Annotated in this window: 17 protein-coding genes and 2 tRNA genes; 3 read left to right on the top strand and 16 right to left on the bottom strand. The window is 34.1% G+C overall.

Annotated features, from left to right (window positions below; genetic code table 11):
* Nucleotides 1-148 precede the first annotated feature (148 nt).
* The 15 genes from INR76_RS08370 to INR76_RS08300 form a co-directional block, all read right to left on the bottom strand.
* Nucleotides 149-231, bottom strand: a tRNA-Tyr gene (locus INR76_RS08370).
* A gap of 64 nt (nucleotides 232-295) precedes the next feature.
* Nucleotides 296-369 (bottom strand) — tRNA-Thr (locus INR76_RS08365).
* A 108-nt stretch (nucleotides 370-477) separates the two neighbouring features.
* On the bottom strand, nucleotides 478-780 hold the full coding sequence (gene hpf / locus INR76_RS08360) for a ribosome hibernation-promoting factor, HPF/YfiA family (protein ID WP_223107456.1): 303 nt from the start codon (nucleotides 778-780) through the stop codon (nucleotides 478-480).
* 23 nt (nucleotides 781-803) lie between these two features.
* The gene (locus tag INR76_RS08355; protein WP_223107455.1) at nucleotides 804-1,694 is read right to left on the bottom strand and encodes a tyrosine-type recombinase/integrase; all 891 of its coding nucleotides are present in this window, start codon (nucleotides 1,692-1,694) and stop codon (nucleotides 804-806) included.
* A gap of 148 nt (nucleotides 1,695-1,842) precedes the next feature.
* Nucleotides 1,843-2,037: a 30S ribosomal protein S21 gene (gene rpsU, locus INR76_RS08350; RefSeq protein ID WP_223107454.1), complete on the bottom strand. Its 195-nt coding sequence runs from the start codon at nucleotides 2,035-2,037 to the stop codon at nucleotides 1,843-1,845.
* 89 nt (nucleotides 2,038-2,126) lie between these two features.
* Entirely contained in the window at nucleotides 2,127-3,551 is a 1,425-nt protein-coding gene (locus tag INR76_RS08345; RefSeq protein WP_223107453.1) for a carboxypeptidase-like regulatory domain-containing protein, read from the bottom strand.
* A 14-nt stretch (nucleotides 3,552-3,565) separates the two neighbouring features.
* On the bottom strand, nucleotides 3,566-4,732 hold the full coding sequence (locus INR76_RS08340; protein ID WP_223107452.1) for an acyl-CoA dehydrogenase family protein: 1,167 nt from the start codon (nucleotides 4,730-4,732) through the stop codon (nucleotides 3,566-3,568).
* 74 nt (nucleotides 4,733-4,806) lie between these two features.
* Entirely contained in the window at nucleotides 4,807-5,682 is an 876-nt protein-coding gene (locus tag INR76_RS08335) for a helix-hairpin-helix domain-containing protein (RefSeq protein WP_223107451.1), read from the bottom strand.
* A 26-nt stretch (nucleotides 5,683-5,708) separates the two neighbouring features.
* On the bottom strand, nucleotides 5,709-7,334 hold the full coding sequence (locus tag INR76_RS08330; RefSeq protein WP_223107450.1) for a sodium:alanine symporter family protein: 1,626 nt from the start codon (nucleotides 7,332-7,334) through the stop codon (nucleotides 5,709-5,711).
* 106 nt (nucleotides 7,335-7,440) lie between these two features.
* A complete protein-coding gene (locus INR76_RS08325; RefSeq protein WP_223107449.1) occupies nucleotides 7,441-8,451 on the bottom strand; it encodes a TrkA family potassium uptake protein in 1,011 nt (336 codons plus the stop codon).
* Between the two features lie 79 nt (nucleotides 8,452-8,530).
* Entirely contained in the window at nucleotides 8,531-8,761 is a 231-nt protein-coding gene (locus INR76_RS08320) for a PspC domain-containing protein (protein ID WP_223107448.1), read from the bottom strand.
* A gap of 36 nt (nucleotides 8,762-8,797) precedes the next feature.
* Entirely contained in the window at nucleotides 8,798-10,081 is a 1,284-nt protein-coding gene (locus INR76_RS08315; RefSeq protein ID WP_223107447.1) for a DUF2851 family protein, read from the bottom strand.
* A gap of 42 nt (nucleotides 10,082-10,123) precedes the next feature.
* Nucleotides 10,124-10,477 carry a DUF202 domain-containing protein gene (locus tag INR76_RS08310; protein ID WP_223107446.1) on the bottom strand — a complete coding sequence of 118 codons (354 nt, stop codon included), beginning with the start codon at nucleotides 10,475-10,477 and terminating at the stop codon, nucleotides 10,124-10,126.
* Nucleotides 10,478-10,551: 74 nt separating this feature from the next.
* A complete protein-coding gene (locus tag INR76_RS08305) occupies nucleotides 10,552-11,532 on the bottom strand; it encodes a PLP-dependent cysteine synthase family protein (protein WP_223107445.1) in 981 nt (326 codons plus the stop codon).
* A 59-nt stretch (nucleotides 11,533-11,591) separates the two neighbouring features.
* Nucleotides 11,592-12,827, bottom strand: coding sequence for an ABC transporter permease (locus INR76_RS08300; RefSeq protein WP_223107444.1), 1,236 nt, complete (start codon nucleotides 12,825-12,827; stop codon nucleotides 11,592-11,594).
* 46 nt (nucleotides 12,828-12,873) lie between these two features.
* Here INR76_RS08300 and INR76_RS08295 point away from each other — a divergent pair, with 46 nt between their 5' ends.
* A complete protein-coding gene (locus INR76_RS08295) occupies nucleotides 12,874-14,316 on the top strand; it encodes an exo-beta-N-acetylmuramidase NamZ domain-containing protein (protein ID WP_223107443.1) in 1,443 nt (480 codons plus the stop codon).
* Here the strand turns inward: INR76_RS08295 and INR76_RS08290 are convergent.
* Complete coding sequence (locus tag INR76_RS08290) at nucleotides 14,313-14,807, bottom strand: YkgJ family cysteine cluster protein (protein ID WP_223107442.1); 495 nt, start codon at nucleotides 14,805-14,807, stop codon at nucleotides 14,313-14,315. The two genes, INR76_RS08295 and INR76_RS08290, sit on opposite strands and share 4 nt — an antisense overlap.
* Nucleotides 14,808-14,899: 92 nt before the next feature.
* On the opposite strand from INR76_RS08290, the gene INR76_RS08285 reads away from it, so the two are divergent.
* On the top strand, nucleotides 14,900-15,610 hold the full coding sequence (locus tag INR76_RS08285) for a bifunctional 2-polyprenyl-6-hydroxyphenol methylase/3-demethylubiquinol 3-O-methyltransferase UbiG (RefSeq protein ID WP_223107441.1): 711 nt from the start codon (nucleotides 14,900-14,902) through the stop codon (nucleotides 15,608-15,610).
* A 111-nt stretch (nucleotides 15,611-15,721) separates the two neighbouring features.
* Entirely contained in the window at nucleotides 15,722-16,513 is a 792-nt protein-coding gene (locus tag INR76_RS08280; RefSeq protein ID WP_223107440.1) for a membrane metalloprotease, read from the top strand.
* The last annotated feature ends 5 nt before the right edge of the window (nucleotides 16,514-16,518 follow it).

Below are 16,518 nucleotides of genomic sequence, written 5' to 3'. Positions count from 1 at the left end.
TACTTTCTGAAAAAGGAGTACAAAAATAAACATTTCAATATTTATTAGAACATAGTTTGAGTTAAAATTTTAAAAAACTCAACTATTGAATTTCTTTAGCTCATTGCCTCACAAATTCAGAAAAACGATTTATCATTTCAAATCGTAGTGGGGAGAGCAGGATTCGAACCTGCGAAGGTAAAAACCAACAGATTTACAGTCTGTCCTCGTTGGCCGCTTGAGTATCTCCCCAAAAACTTCAACATTTCAAATTAAAAACCAAAATTTAACGGTTTTGATTTTTACTTTTTTTAAGAGCCGATGGAGGGACTCGAACCCACGACCTGCTGATTACAAATCAGCTGCTCTAGCCAGCTGAGCTACATCGGCTTTTAGTCTTTTTTACACCAATTATTCAGCATAAAAAAGTCCGCTATTTCTAACGGACTGCAAATTTATATAAATTTATTATTTAAAAAAATATTTTATCAAAAAAGTTTAAGAAAAAGCTCTTTGTTTTTGTTTTCGCTTCTTTAATTGTCTTTGCAAAGCACTCACACAAACGTCTGTTCCTTCTTCAAATGTTTTTGCTTCTTTCTTGACAATCAGATCATCACCTGGAATACTCAATAAAATTTCTACAGTTTTATTTTCTTTTTCACTTGTTTTTTGAACTTTTAAAAAAACATCTGCATAAATTATTCGATCATAAAATTGTTCTAACTTGGAAAGTTTCTTTTCAATAAAATCAATTAATTTTCCGTCTGCAACAAAATTTGGAGTTTGCACATTTACTTTCATAAGCGAAGTTTTTAAGTTAATACCTATTGTGAGTTGCGAGGGTGTGCGTTTTGGTATACTTCTTTGAGCTTCTTTATGCTGTTATGTGTATAAACTTGTGTTGAAGCTAAACTGGAATGCCCTAACAACTCTTTTACTGCGTTTAAGTCTGCACCTTCATTTAAAAGATGAGTGGCAAAGGAATGACGCAATATATGCGGACTTTTCTTTACCTTCTGTGACGCTTTACTAAAATAAGAATTTATCACCCGATAGACAAGTGTTTCGTATATTTTAACGCCCTTATTTGTGAGCAATAAGTATTGACTATCTTGAATGTTTGGCAAAGCATTACGTTCATTCTTATATAGTGCAATTGTTTCAAGAACCGGTTTGAGTAAAGGGATAATTCGTTCTTTATTTCGTTTTCCTAAAACTTTAATTGTTTTTTTTGTTTCAGAAATGTTATCTAACTTGATATTTATCAATTCTGCTCGACGCATTCCGGTACTGTAAAACAATTCTACAATCAACTTATTACGTATTCCTTCAAAACCTTCAACGTCTTGAAGCAACTGCAAGACTTGTTTTATTTCTTTTTCTGAAAAAGGAACTTGTATTTTTTTTGATGTCTTTAATGCTCGATGTTTAGCCAAGGGATTTATTTCTATCTGATTGGTTTTGAGCAAAAATTTATAATATGTTTTTAAAGAGGAAATTTTTCGATTTACACTTCTATTTGAGATACCACTATTTACTAAATGAATAATCCAGCTTCGTATCACACTATAATTTACAGAATCAATATGCTTATAATCAAATTCAGATTTTGCAAATTCAGAAAAGCTCTCCAAATCTTTTGTATAAGCAGTTACCGTGTGAGACGAGTACTTTTTTTCTAAAGAAAGATAGTCTGTAAAAGCTTTAAAAGCCATTTGTTAATATAAAATAATCATTCAATGTAAACAATGAAGATACTGAAATTGAACTTAATCAACTAAGCTAAAATGAATAAAAAAAATCCGCTAGAAAAAGTTCTAGCGGATGTATATCAATTGAAAGAAACTGCAAAGCAGTATTTCTTTAAATTTCTTCTTGATCTCTCAAATGCTGAATGTATTCAGCTTTTTGAATTTCGGCTCTACGCTTTACAGATGGCTTTGTGAATTGCTGTCTTTTACGTAGTTGACGCATTGTTCCTGTGCGGTCAAACTTACGCTTAAAACGCTTTAAAGCTCTATCTATATTTTCGCCGTCTTTTACTGGTATTATTAACATAGTGTCATCACCTCCTTTCTTTAGGACGGCAAAGATACATGCAATTTAACAATTACAAGCTATCTTTTTTATTTTTTTCTGAACTTGTTTTACTGTTTATATAATGAAGCTCGTTTACTTAAATCTTTAATAAGCTGATCTTCTTCTTCACTCTCTAACAGAACATTATAATTTTTCCAGAAAGAAGCATTGTAGGGTTTTGAAACAAAAATATCTGAAGACCATTTTTCTTGAAGTTTTTGTTGAACCGCTTCTTCGTCTTGAATGATTTCAGTAAAAAGCAATTCTTGAACGGTATAGTAAAATTGTTCTTCTTTGTTTGCTTGGGCTTTATCTTCCTCTATTATATCTGAAGACCTATTTCCTACTTGAACCAATTTTGGTGTCTCATAGTACATATAACTAGGATACATTTTTTCATTATATTCTTTATAATCTAACACCAGTTTATGGTTTACAAGCGTATCAAATAAACTTTTACTTCTACGCTTTTGCGCGCTTGATGCCGCTACTAGCTCATACTCAATTTTTTTAAAGGCATAAGTATCCCAATAAATGTAGATCCATCCTTTAGGGTGAAAACCTTCATTGTAAATGTTTTTGGTATTTAAGCCTACGTATTCTTCTCCTTCAAAAATTTTAATTTTGTAGAGCTTTCTGTCGTTTTCAACCAAAACTGTATCTAACTTAAATTGGTGTGTTTTTAAAACATCATCACCTAAAAGTGCATTTTTGGTAGTTGCGTTGCGTACCAAATTGAGTTTTTCTTTAAACAGATTATCCATTCCATTAACTCGTTCATCATTCCATTTAATAGCTTCAATAAGGGAGGCTGTTTTTATAGTATCTCTGTTTAGTTTTTTTGAACGCACATTGATACCACCAACATTGTATTTTAAATAAGACGCATACGCAAATAAACTATCTACATCACGTAAATCATAACTTTTACGTATTTCATCAATATTAATTTTTAGGTTGTTCTTTGCTCCCGAAGCATATCCTGAATCATAAACAGTGAGCGCAGCTTCAATGAGCCATTTAAACTCTTTCTTGTTACGTTCTTTATGTCTTAAGAAACCTTTTTGCAGGTAAGGCTGTTCTGGCATATTGTCTGGCAGCTCTTCAATAGCTCGAAGCACAATATCATTTCCGGTTTTGGGCCTCGTTTCTGCTACAATCATGACTTCGTCCAGTGATGCGATATCTTCTTCCAAAAAAATATCTACAGAACCATCAAATTCGGCAACAGTTGTTTTATAACTTTTAAATCCAATAGAAGAAATTACAAGCGTATCATTTACATGTTTTTGAGGAACAGTCAATGAAAACTTACCGTCTGAATTGGTTATAGTCCCAATGGTTGAATTTTGAACGTATACACTAGCACTTTCAATAGGTAACAGTTGTGTAAAATCTACTACTTTTCCTTTTATTTCAGTTTGAGAAAATATTTGCAAACTGAACAAACAGCAGATAATACAAAAACTGTATTTCAGAAGTGAAGGTCTCATAAGTGGAAAATATTTTAAGTTGCCGGTTTGTACTCCTTCCCATCCATTACCATTTTGGCAATAATTTCGCGAAGTATTTCTGATGTTCCTCCACCTATAGGTCCTAACCTACTGTCACGAGCCAATCTTGCTAATGGATAATCTTCCATATAACCATATCCTCCTAAAAATTGAAGGCAGTCATACATTACCTCATCTGAAACCTTGGTTGAAATCAACTTTGACATTGTAGCTTCTTTTACTACGTATTCACCCTGGTCAAGTCTTTTGGCAGTTACATAATTAAATGTTTTACACACTTCTACTTCACTGGTTAATTGGGCAACTCGATGACGCAGCGCTTGAAATTTTGAAATAGGTTTGCCAAAAGCTACACGGTCTTGCATATACTGCTTGGTATATTCTAGAGCAAATTCACTTCTTGCGTGAGCGTTGATTCCCATTATTAATCTTTCCAGTGCAAAATGCTGCATAATGTATGGAAATCCTTTATTTTCTTCTCCCATTAAATTTTCAGCTGGAATTTCTACATCATCAAAGGCTATTTCTCCGGTGTCACTAGCTCGCCAACCTAATTTATCAAGCTTAGTAGCCGAGATTCCTTTCACATCTCGATCAACTACAAAAATGCTTATTCCTTTATTACCCTTTTCAGGAGCTGTTTTTGCGGCTACAATTAAATAGTCACTATACACACCATTGGTAATAAAAGTTTTTGACCCATTTATAATATATGAATCCCCTTTTTTTACAGCTGTAGTTCTCATACCACCTACATCACTTCCTCCAAAGGGTTCGGTTATACAAAGACAACCAATCTTTTCACCTGAAATACTAGGAGCTAAGTATTTTTCTTTTTGTTCGTGATTACCTTCTTTATTTAAATGTGTCATTGCTAAGTAAGCGTGTGCCCACATTGCTGCTGCAAACCCGCCAGAGTTTACTTTTTGTAATTCTTCCAGAAATATTACTGTATAGAAAAGGTCAAGATCCATTCCTCCATATTTTTCTGGGTAGTTAATCCCAAAATAGCCCATTTCTCCAAATTTTTCCCAGATAAAGCGATCTATGGTTCCGGTTTTTTCCCACTTTTCAATGTGTGGGACTACCTCTTTTTGTAAAAAGTCTTGAAAGCTTTTTCTGAAAAAATCGTGTTCTTCTGTAAAGTACATGCTACTCATAGTAATATTTAAATTCAATTTTTTATTAAGGCGAAATGTAACGATTGTACATTTTTGATTGCAGAAATTTCAAATTACTCTGCGTACAAATATAACTGAATTAGCTGTAATTTGCTTTGTGAGAGCCCTTCTAATTTCTGTAATTCGGTTATATTTTCAAGTCGTTCCCGCAATTTTCTGAATTCCCAAATCTTTTTTGCAAGTTCAAAAGAAATGCTCGGTATAGTAGCTATATCTGAAGCAGATGCAGTATTAATATTCATTTTTTCAATTTCACGAGGGGTTTTTACGGTAAATTGTTTTAAAGCTCGTTTTACTACTGCTGTATCAAGACCGTACACATTGTATAATTGTACATCATCTGTAAAACCTCCCAACTTACTTCTATATTTTACTATTCTATCGCTATACGCCTCACCTATCCCACTTACTCGTTGCAACTGTTCTTTTGTCGCGGTATTTAAATCAATTTTTTGAGCATACGGTTTTTCAGCAGTAAAATTTGAAAAAGATTTCTTTTTAGGTTTTGGGTTTGTAACCCAATCTGGAAATTTAAAATACGGACTTATTTGAGCTAAAACCGAATCTGAAACTTGTGTAACACGTTTAAAGTCTACAACTGAGTTTATCCATTTATCTTTACTTCTGAAATTTTTGAGACGGTCATACTCTTCGGTTGAAAGCCCTAGGGTATATGCTTTATAATCGGTGATAAAATTTGGGTTAAATGGAAATATTTTAGGTTTTTTATTTTCAAGTTCTGCTTTTGTAATGGATTCTAGTTCTTGCTGAATAGCTACTATTTCAGGAGAACTGGTATCAAAAGAAGAGGTTTCAGAAAAATCTACAAAATGATAAATCCCAAATAAAATAAGAATAAATAGTGATAATAGTAAAATCCCACTTCGTTGAGATCTATTGAACGCGAAGTGGGATTTTAAAGAGTTCATACCCTATAAGGATTTAAGCCAAACTGTTACATTCTATTAGTAAGATCTTCGGCTCCATCATCAAGTGCATCTTCCTTTTTACTTATTGCTTTCATATATTTTTTCAGTTCTCTTTTTACTATAGGTGTTAATAGAATTACACCAATAATATTAGGAACTACCATTGCAAATATCATTGCGTCTGAAAAGTCTATAACAGAACCAAGTGTTATTGATGCTCCAACTACTACAAATATTAAGAATAAGAGTTTGTATACCAAATCAGTTATTTTCCCTTTTCCGAATAAATATTTCCAACCTTGCATACCGTAATACGACCAAGAAATCATAGTTGAGAATGCAAACAGAATTACAGCTATGGTAAGCACTATTGAGAAATGCGGAATTACCGTATCAAATGCTGTTGCGGTTATTTCTACACCTTCTGTAATTTCGGTTCCATATTGCATAAATCCAGCTTCATAATTTGTAATGATGATAACAAGCGCTGTCATTGTACATATTACTACGGTATCAACAAAAGGCTCTAAAAGAGCAACAATACCTTCACTAGCAGGATATTTTGTTCTTACAGCAGAGTGAGCAATTGCAGCCGAACCTACACCTGCTTCATTTGAGAAGGCTCCTCGACGAATACCTTGAATCATAACTCCTATTAAACCACCTGCTATTCCCAATCCAGAAAAAGCGCCTTCAAAAATAAGACCGAATGCATCACCAATGTGATGGTAGTTTGCCACTAGAATTACTACTGCAGCCAATACGTAGATACCAGCCATAAAAGGAACAATTTTTTCTGTTACAGATGCAATTCTTTTAATTCCTCCAATAATAACGATAGCAACCAAAACTGCCATCCCTATTCCAAAATATAGCCCTGCATTAGGATTTGTAAATTCAAATAACTGAACAAATTGTGCTGCTGCTTGGTTGGCTTGAAACATATTTCCGCCACCAAAAGATCCTCCAATCACAAAAATGGCAAAAATTACAGCAAGAACTTTACCTAATCCGCCCATTCCTTTTTCTCCTAAACCTTTTCTCAAATAGTACATAGGACCTCCGTAAACTGTTCCATCTGGCCCTACATCTCTATATTTTACACCTAATGTACATTCAGCAAATTTTGAAGCCATACCCAAAAGACCTGCTAATATCATCCAGAAGGTAGCTCCTGGTCCTCCAATGGATAAAGCCACAGCAACTCCGGCAATATTTCCTAAACCTACTGTTGCTGAAAGTGCGGCTGTTAACGCCTGAAAGTGCGAAACTTCTCCATCTGCACTATCATCACGCATGGTTTCAATTATATTTCCGCCCTCATTGGGTGTAGAATCACCATATAACGTATCTGCACCGTGTTTTTCAATGTCTTCATATTTTCCACGAACAACTTTTATGGCTGTCCAAAATCCTGTAAAGTTTATTAACTTAAAATATATTGAAAAATAAGTAGCACCACCTACCAAAACAATTAAAACCCAAGGGATTTGAAATTCTTCAGAAAAAGGTATTTCGTAAAAAATGAACTCAACAAACCATCCTGTATACTCTTTAAACTTAGCATCAATTGAAGCTGATGTGCTAGTATCTTGTGCGAATGTTAATAATGGGGTTAAAATTGAAAATAGGGAAAGAAGTAGCTTCTTCATTGTTTATTTTAGTTAATTACTATTCGATTCAAAAAATTTGTTTTGGCAATATGCTAAAAAATTTAGGGTAATTCAAATATTTACACGTTAAAAAATTAACAGTTTCTTAAACATTGTATAATTTCTTTAAGTTTTTAATTTGTTCTGGTCTTCCAATTAATATCAAACTCGATCCTTTTTTTAGTTTCATGGAAGGCTCAGGATTAACTACATAGGTGCCTTCAGGTGCTTTATACCCAATTACTGAACAGCCGGTTTTATTTCGGATATCTAATTCTAAAATTGCTTTCTCACTTCCGTCTGGTGAAACATTTTTAAATGGTATTTGTTCTACATTAATACTATCTTGTTCTCCAGAAACAGAAAGGTTATCCAAAAACTCTACTAAGTCTGGCGTTACAACCAAATTTGCCATGTGAGCTCCTCCTATTTTATCTGGCATTATAACGTTATCGGCACCGGCTAATTTTAATTTTTGATAGCTGGTCTCTTCAGTTGCTCTACTTATTATTTTTAAATTAGGGTTAATCTGTCGTGCAGAAAGCACTACAAAAAGGTTATCTGCATCACTTGGCAACGCACAAATTAATGTTGAAGCTCTTTCTATTCCAGCTTTTATAAGTATTTCATCTTCATCTGCATTGCCCAAAATATAAAGTATTTCTGTGTTTAAAAATCGTTCAACAATTTGTTCATCAATCTCTACTACAACAAATTCCTTTTTATAATCTGCAAGTTTTTCAACGGCTTGTTTTCCGTTGCGACCATATCCACAAACAATCACGTGGTCACGCAATGAATCTATTTTTTTTTGCACTCTTTTTTGCTTTAAATTACCTATATTATTTTTACTTAAAATATATTCTGTAATTACCGAAATAGCATACCCGACTATAAATATACTGGAAAGAATAAGAAGTGAAGTGAAAATTTTCTCTACAGGACCTAAAGGCCTAACTTCCTGAAAACCTACCGTAGTAATGCTGATTACGGTCATGTAAATGGCATCTATCCACGTGTATCCCGAGAAAAACCGAAAGGCCAAAATACCAATTGAAAATACGGTAATCAATAAAAAAACCGCTCCGTATAATCTTGAATTAAGGAAGTGTTTCATTAACTAAAAATGGTTGTAAAACAGAATATAGTCTTGTTAAAGTTACTCAATATCATTAAATAGCCAACTTTAAAATACTTTATAAATCAAAAACTGAAGTTCGTTTTGCATATACCAAATCTTTCAAACGCAACCAAAACGCAAGCGTAACATACACTGCAAAACCTATCCCTAGCGTTGCAAAAGATAAATAAATAAAAAAAAGACGAACGTTTTTTACTCGCATTCCTAACCGGTCTGCTAGGCGAGAACTTACATAAAAACCTCGTTTTTCAAAAAAATACCGTATGCGATACACCAATTGTAACATACTTGCAAAATACTATTTTTAAATAAAACTTTAAACCTAAAATTCTTCACTTTGTTTGTTCAAAATACTCGTTCCTACAGCACATTGTAAACATTGTATTTGATCACAATATTGATTTTTTAACTGAAGTAATCCTTGAGATTGTAAAGCAGTTTCGGCGATTGGCATTAGTGCATTAAATTTTTTGATAATCGTATTTTGCTCCTTTGCTATAGAAGTAGCCAGCCGGATAATTTCTTCTGAAATATCTTTTTTCAAATAGGAAGCATAGCAAAATTTTAAAGGAATAATCGTATTGATGAGCAGTAAATCAATAAAAGTCTTGGTCAATTTCTTTTTCCGCTTTGAAGAAACGGTGCCAAAGTTATAATGCGCATCCCAATATGTTGAAGCAGAAACATCAAAAAGGGTATAAAAATCGTTCTTTTCTGAAATTGAAATGATTTTTGAAAACAAATGTTTCTGGTTTGCGTATAGCATCGCCAATTGTGATAACCGAATTGTTGGAAAATTAGGCGGTCTCAACCTGAAGTATTTTGGCACTACTACTTCAGTATTTGATATATTAAATTTATGACAAAGGTACATATACGTTTGCTGAAGTTTTTTACCATAACCGTCTTCATTGTGACCTGCTAATAAACCGGCTTGTCCCATAAGCAAAGCCTCCAGATCTAATGGTTGTACACATTTTTTTACTACCGAAAAATCAATCGATTGCGCAATACTGTAAAAGGAATCACCATTTACTTTGAGTCCAAAATTTTTAGCTAGCAACTTAAACAATACAGCTTCCCAGTGATTGTTTGATGTTGCTAATTCTTTTAAAATTAATTCAGATTTTTGTTGTAAGCGTTCAAAATACAAGCGTTCTAACCAATTAGTAAGTATAAAAGAATCTACTTGACTAAATTGATTATCACAAGGAATCCATCTTTGCTTTTTAGCAAACAACTCTTTGTATCTAGTAAGTATTTTTGTATCAACACAGTTTTTTAATTCAATAGTGGGGATTGATGCGTTGTCTTTTGTAAATACTTCTGCATCTTGTTCCCAAACTACGTGTAAAATTACCGAGTCATACGCTGTATCTTTTTCATGATGGTGTGCATACCAATCTGAAGCTTTTAAGTGAATCTCTACATTGCCTGCCCATAATTGTCCATCAATTGAAATTTTTGCATTAAAAAAGTCTGGCCCAGAGTTGTGATTATGCATTCCAACCGAAATCACATTAACCAGCTCCCCTTGAGTTGAGTGTAATTGTGTAGTTGTAAATTTTTGAAACTTCCACACGTAATGCAGAAAATCTTCTTTCATTTTAGAAAAAATTGAGGGGAGTTTCAGTAACGAAGATACGTTTTATTTTGAAGCTGTATCGTCTGTATTATTTTCTTCAGGAATCGTATCGGTAAACAAAACGCGATGCCACTTATATAACCTTCGGTTTAATACAATATACCGCATAATTCCTACCCCTAAAAAAACAATACACACCACCAGCGCTACATACCCTAACCAGCGGATGCTTTGAAAATCTTCAAGACCTAATAAAGCCAAACCACCTAACAATAAATATAAGGATGCTTTAATGTATGCCAACAAGGTGCGTTCATTGGCGAGTTTGGTTCGTTCAAGGGCCAAAATTTCACGTGTATTTACCGGTACCGGTTTGGTACGTAAATATTTAAAGAGTTTTTGTGCTTCTCGTTTCATTTCACTTTAAAAGTAAAAAAATCCCGCTCCAAATGCAATGGAACGGGATGTATAAAATTTTTATTTCTGAAATATTATTCAATAAAGCCTTGTTTACGCATCCAATCATCATTGTAGATTTTGGCTACATAACGGCTTCCGTGGTCATGAAATAATACCACCACCACATCATCTTTGGAAAATTTATCTTTTAATTGAAGTAATCCTTTCATCGCTGCTCCAGCCGAATTTCCTAAAAACATACCTTCTTCTTCGGCCAGTTTGCGGGTGTACACCGCGGCGTCCTTATCGGTAACTTTGGTAAATCCATCAATAATATCAAAATCTACATTGGCTGGAAGAATATCTTCTCCAATACCTTCGGTAATATATGGATAGATTTCTTTTTCATCAAACTCGCCGGTTTCGTGATATTTTTTAAAAACACTTCCGTAGGTATCGATACCCCATATTTTGATATTTGGGTTTTTCTCCTTTAGGTATTTACCTACACCACTTATGGTACCTCCCGTACCTACTCCTACAACAAAATGTGTGATTTTACCTTCGGTCTGCTCCCAAATTTCGGGTCCTGTGCTTTCATAGTGTGCTTTTGCATTACTAGGGTTATCGTATTGGTTTACATACCAACTATTAGGAGTTTCTTCGGCTAAGCGTTTTGAAGTAGAATAATACGAACGCGGATCATCGGGTTCTACATCGGTAGGGCAAACCACCACTTCGCTACCTACTGCTCGCAGAATATCCATCTTCTCTTTACTTTGTTTATCGCTAATCACGCATACCATTTTATATCCTTTTATAATAGCAGCCAAGGCCAAACCCATTCCGGTATTGCCGCTGGTTCCTTCTATGATAGTTCCGCCGGGTTTTAGACGACCGTCTGCTTCAGCATCTTCAATCATTTTGACAGCCATACGGTCTTTAACTGAATTTCCTGGATTAAAGGTTTCATATTTGGCAAGCACTAAAGCTGGGATTTCTTCGGCTAACTTGTTAATTTTAACCAAGGGTGTATTACCAATGGTTCCTAAGATATTTTCTGCGTATTTCATAGCTATTTTTTATCGATTGCAAAGGTACTGTTTCGTTTATCGAACTACAAGATTTTCTATTACTCAAACCGAATGGCTTTTACTGGAGATATTTTGGCTATGATATAAGAAGGAATAAGCAACATCAATAGACATAATATAAAGGTTCCTGCATTTAATAGCAAAATGTAGCCAATATCGATGTATACTGGAGCTTCGGTAACGTAATAGGTATCGGGGTTTAAGGGGAAGAGTTTGAAATATTTCTGAAGAAATAATAACGCTAACCCTATTACATTTCCCCAAAACAGGCCTACACCAATTAAATACATTGCATTATAAATAAATACTTTGCGCACGCTCCAGTCATTGCTTCCTAATGCTTTCAAAATGCCTATCATCTGGGTACGTTCTAAAATTAAAACCAACAAAGCGGTAATCATATTGATTCCGGCTACCAAAATCATAATACCAATAATAAGCGCAATGTTAAAGTCAAAAAGGTCAAGCCACTCAAATATAGCGCCGTATTTATCTCGTATGGTTTGTGTATCGAGTGTACTGCTAGTTTCATTATAAACAGCGTTACCAATGGATTGAATATTGTCAAAATCATCAACAAAAACTTCAAAAGCGCCAATTTGGTTATCATCCCATTTATTGAGTCGTTGAATGTGACGAATATCTGCTATAATATATTGTTCATCAAATTGTTGAAATCCACTGTTGTAAATCCCTACAATGGTAAACCCACGGCTTCTTGTTTTTCTATTTTCGGCATCTTGGAGAAAAAAAGTGTTCACTCTATCACCTACTTTAAATTGCAATCTATTGGCGAGGTATTGTGAAATAAGAATTTCATCATTTAAATTTTCTGAATAATCTGGTAACCTGCCTTCTACAATAAAGTCATCAAAAACTGCCCAATTATAATCATCACCAACCCCTTTTACCACAACACCTTCAAAGTTTTCTGCAGTTCGAATCACACCACCTTTTAATGCGGAAATTTGAATATGTTTAATTCCGTCTACACTAGAAAATTTGGGATAAAAATCTTGTTGTTTTGAAATAGGAATTTGAGAATCGTCTGAAAAATTTGTGTCAAAATTGGTAATGATAATATCACCATTAAAAGCCGAAACTTTTTCACGAATCTTTTTTTGAAGTCCTACACCCGTGGCTATAGAAACCAGCATCATAATAATACCAATGGCAATTGCAGTAATTGCAATTTTTATTATTGGTGCCGAAATACTACTTTTATAGTCCTTTGAAGCAATAATGCGCCGGGCAATGAAAAATTCGAAATTCACAAATAGGTTTATGCGGTTATCTACAGTCAAAAATACAGTTTTATTAATGAAACTTGGTTTTAAAAAGCCGAAAGCTTCAGCTATTTTAAAACAACTGGTAAAACTATCTCCACTTTATTTTAGTAACGCAGTAAACGGGTTGGTCGTAAAAAAAAGCCTGGCAATTATACTTTTGGTGTTTACCACTTTTTCTTGTGGAAGTTCAGTTTCAGAAAAAGAACCTGTTGAGCAAAGTACCTTAGACCAATATATTGAAGTAGGCACTGCTATAAAAGAAGATTATGATCGAGATGTAGAACGAAAGAAAAAAAAGGCAAAAGAAAACCCAACCTACAGAGTTGAAGTAGGAACCTTACAAACTGAAGACGGTATTCAAGTAATCAATGATCAAGGTAATTTGACAGTAGGTGCAGATCAATTTTTATTGTATGGCAATCTTTTAAAAGGAAAATCTGTAGGTGTTGTTGCTAATCAAACCTCCCGCGTTGAAAATAACAGCAAACACTTGGTTGATTATTTAATGGATAAGAAAATAGCTATACAAAAAGTTTTTGCACCCGAACACGGTTTTAGAGGAACTGCCGATGCTGGTGAGAAAGTGAAAGACGCGATAGATTCAAAAACCGGCTTGCCTATTATTTCATTGTATGGCAACAATAAAAAACCCTCAAAAGAACAATTAAGCGATCTCGACGTAGTAATCTTTGACATTCAAGATGTAGGAGCACGGTTTTATACTTACATTTCTACACTTCATTATGTAATGGAAGCTTGTGCAGAAAATAATATTAAAGTACTTATTTTGGATCGCCCAAATCCTAACGGTCACTATATAGACGGACCAATTTTGGAGCCTCAACATTCAAGCTTTGTAGGTATGCATCCTGTACCGGTGGTTCACGGCATGACTATTGGAGAATACGCACAAATGATTAATGGTGAAGAATGGTTAAAAAATAAAGTAAAATCAGATATCACTGTAATTAAAGTTAAAAATTATAATCACCAGACGGCATATTCTTTACCTGTAAAACCTTCACCCAATTTACCAAATGATGTAGCTATAAACCTATACCCTAGTTTGTGTTTTTTTGAAGGAACTATTATAAGCGCAGGGAGAGGTACAAACACTCAGTTTCAGGTATTTGGAGCACCCGGATTACCTACAAAATTCTATCCATACACATTTACACCACAAGCTAATGAAGGAGCTAAATATCCAAAATTTAAAGGACAAGAATGTCATGGGTTGAACCTTCAAAACAATCCAAAACTTGATAAGCTCAATCTAGAGTGGCTTATAGAAGCATATGTTGCCTACGGAAAAAAAGCAGACTTTTTCACAAACTTTTTTACCAACTTGGCAGGTACCAAAAAATTACAAGAACAAATTGAAAACGGCTATACCTATCGCGAAATAAGAGCCACGTGGCTTAAAGATTTGGAAAAATATGATTCTATGCGAAAAAAATATATGCTGTATGATTAATGCGGTATTCGCTTTTTCATTTTTTCAACAATATTAAATGCTGCCGGGCAAATAGCTACGTTCTTCAAAGTTAAATTTGATATTTGTTGAAATTTCTTTCGGTCGGTGTGCGGAAACTCTCTACACGCCTTTGGACGCACATTGTAGATACTACAATAATTATCTGCCCCTAAGAAAGTACAAGGCACGCTTTGTAACACATAATCATTTTCTTCATCCATACGCAAATAACTCTCAATAAAACGACTAGGCTTCATCTTAAAATGTTTTGAAATACGCTCAATATCCTTTTGCGTAAACAAAGGTCCGGTAGTTTTACAGCAGTTTGCACAGGTTAAACAATCAGTTTGCTCAAACTCTTCATCGTGCAGCTCTTGCATCAATGCATCTATGTTTTTTGGAGGTTTACGCTTCAGTTTTTTGAAGAATTTTTTATTCTCGTTATGCGTATCTTTGGCACGTTGTGGGAGTTGTTTGAGGGTTTCTTCCATTGCAAAGCAAAAGTACAAAATACTATTAAAGACAGGTAAAAACAGATTTAATAACCTAAACAGAAAAACACTTCTTCATCAAATAAAGATTTATGAATGATATTATAGGCACAGCATTGTTAGATTATTACCACGGAAATTATTCTGAAGATATCCTTACCGAAACAAATATCACTGAAGAAGATGTAATGCCTCTCCCATACCTTTTTCGAGACTATGACGAAATGCCTCCCATTGAGCAAAAAGCGCTACAACTTGCCACCGGACGTGTTTTGGATGTAGGCTGCGGCGCCGGAAGTCATTCCCTCTATTTACAAGAAAAAGGGCTTAATGTTACTGCAATTGACACTTCAAAAGGGGCAATTAAAGTTTCACAGTTAAGAGGCGTTGAAGATGCTATACACAGCGACCTACTTGAGCTAAAAAATGAAAAGTTTGATACTATTTTAGTATTAATGAACGGTACCGGAATTTTTCAAAAACTGGAACTGGTTTCAAAATATCTTCAGAAATTATATACTTTACTTACTCCCAATGGGCAAGTATTAATTGATAGCAGTGATTTGCAGTATATGTATGATAAAGCCGAAGAAGAAGGAATTTGGGTTCCGGCAGATCATTATTATGGTCAATTAGAATTTACTATGACTTATCAAGGAATGAAAAGCGATACTTTTTCTTGGTTGTACCTTGATGTTTCAACTTTTAAAGAATGTTGTAATCAAAACAACTTTGATTTTAAAATTGCTTTGACCGGTGATCATTACAATTATTTAGCAAAACTCACGCCCATTATTCATTAAGTCATGAGTTAAACAGCTTATACTCTTTTCAATAAAAGGACGTTAAAAGAATGAGCCTTGTTTTTTTAATTTGAACTTAAAAAGTATGTTTGCCTAAACAATAAGTTAATTATGAAATTTCCCTACACATTTTTATTGGTTTTATTAACTTCAATTTCAATCATGGTATCTTGTAAAGATGATGATTCTGATGATGCCATAAATGATCCTACAGCAGATAATAAAAAGGCTTTGGGAACTTCAGCAGAAGACATATTAACAAGTGATTTTTATAATAGTCTTACAATTGAGTTTGTATATTCATTAGGTTTTGAGCCTGAAGAAGAAACCAAAGCTTCTGTAATTCAGTTTTTAAACGAGCGTGTTAACAAACCTGGCGGAATTACCGTTAAAGAAACCTTCATAAATCCTCCACAAGGAGCGCCTTTTGATACTAATGAAATTAAAGAAATTGAAGACGAAAATAGAACTGCTTATAATGAGGATGATAACTTGGCTATATTTGTATTCTTTTCAAACGGGAACTCGAGCAATGATACTGATACAACCGTAACACTAGGTACAGCTTACCGCAATACATCTATTGTAATTTACAAGAAAACACTGCAAGATTTAATTGCAAATAATCAAGGTTCAGATTTGGCTACTTTAGAAATTACTACACTTCAGCATGAGTTTGGTCATATTCTTAGCTTGGTAAATATAACTGATGATGACATTCACCCAACTGACCATGAAGACCTTGACAATAACAGGCATTGTGTAGTACAAGATTGTCTTATGTATTTTGAAGCTACTAGTGCAAGACGTAGAGATATTGCACAGTTTTTTCAAAACAGATCTACTGTACCTTCACTAGATTTACTTTGCTTAGAAGATTTACAAGCTAAAGGTGGAAAATAAGAATA

The sequence above is a fragment of the Marixanthomonas sp. SCSIO 43207 genome, assembly GCF_019904255.1.
In the GTDB taxonomy this organism is placed as follows: Bacteria; Bacteroidota; Bacteroidia; order Flavobacteriales; family Flavobacteriaceae; genus Marixanthomonas.
Note: the sequence above shows the minus strand (reverse complement) of the source record. Positions and strands in the feature narration are given on the sequence as shown.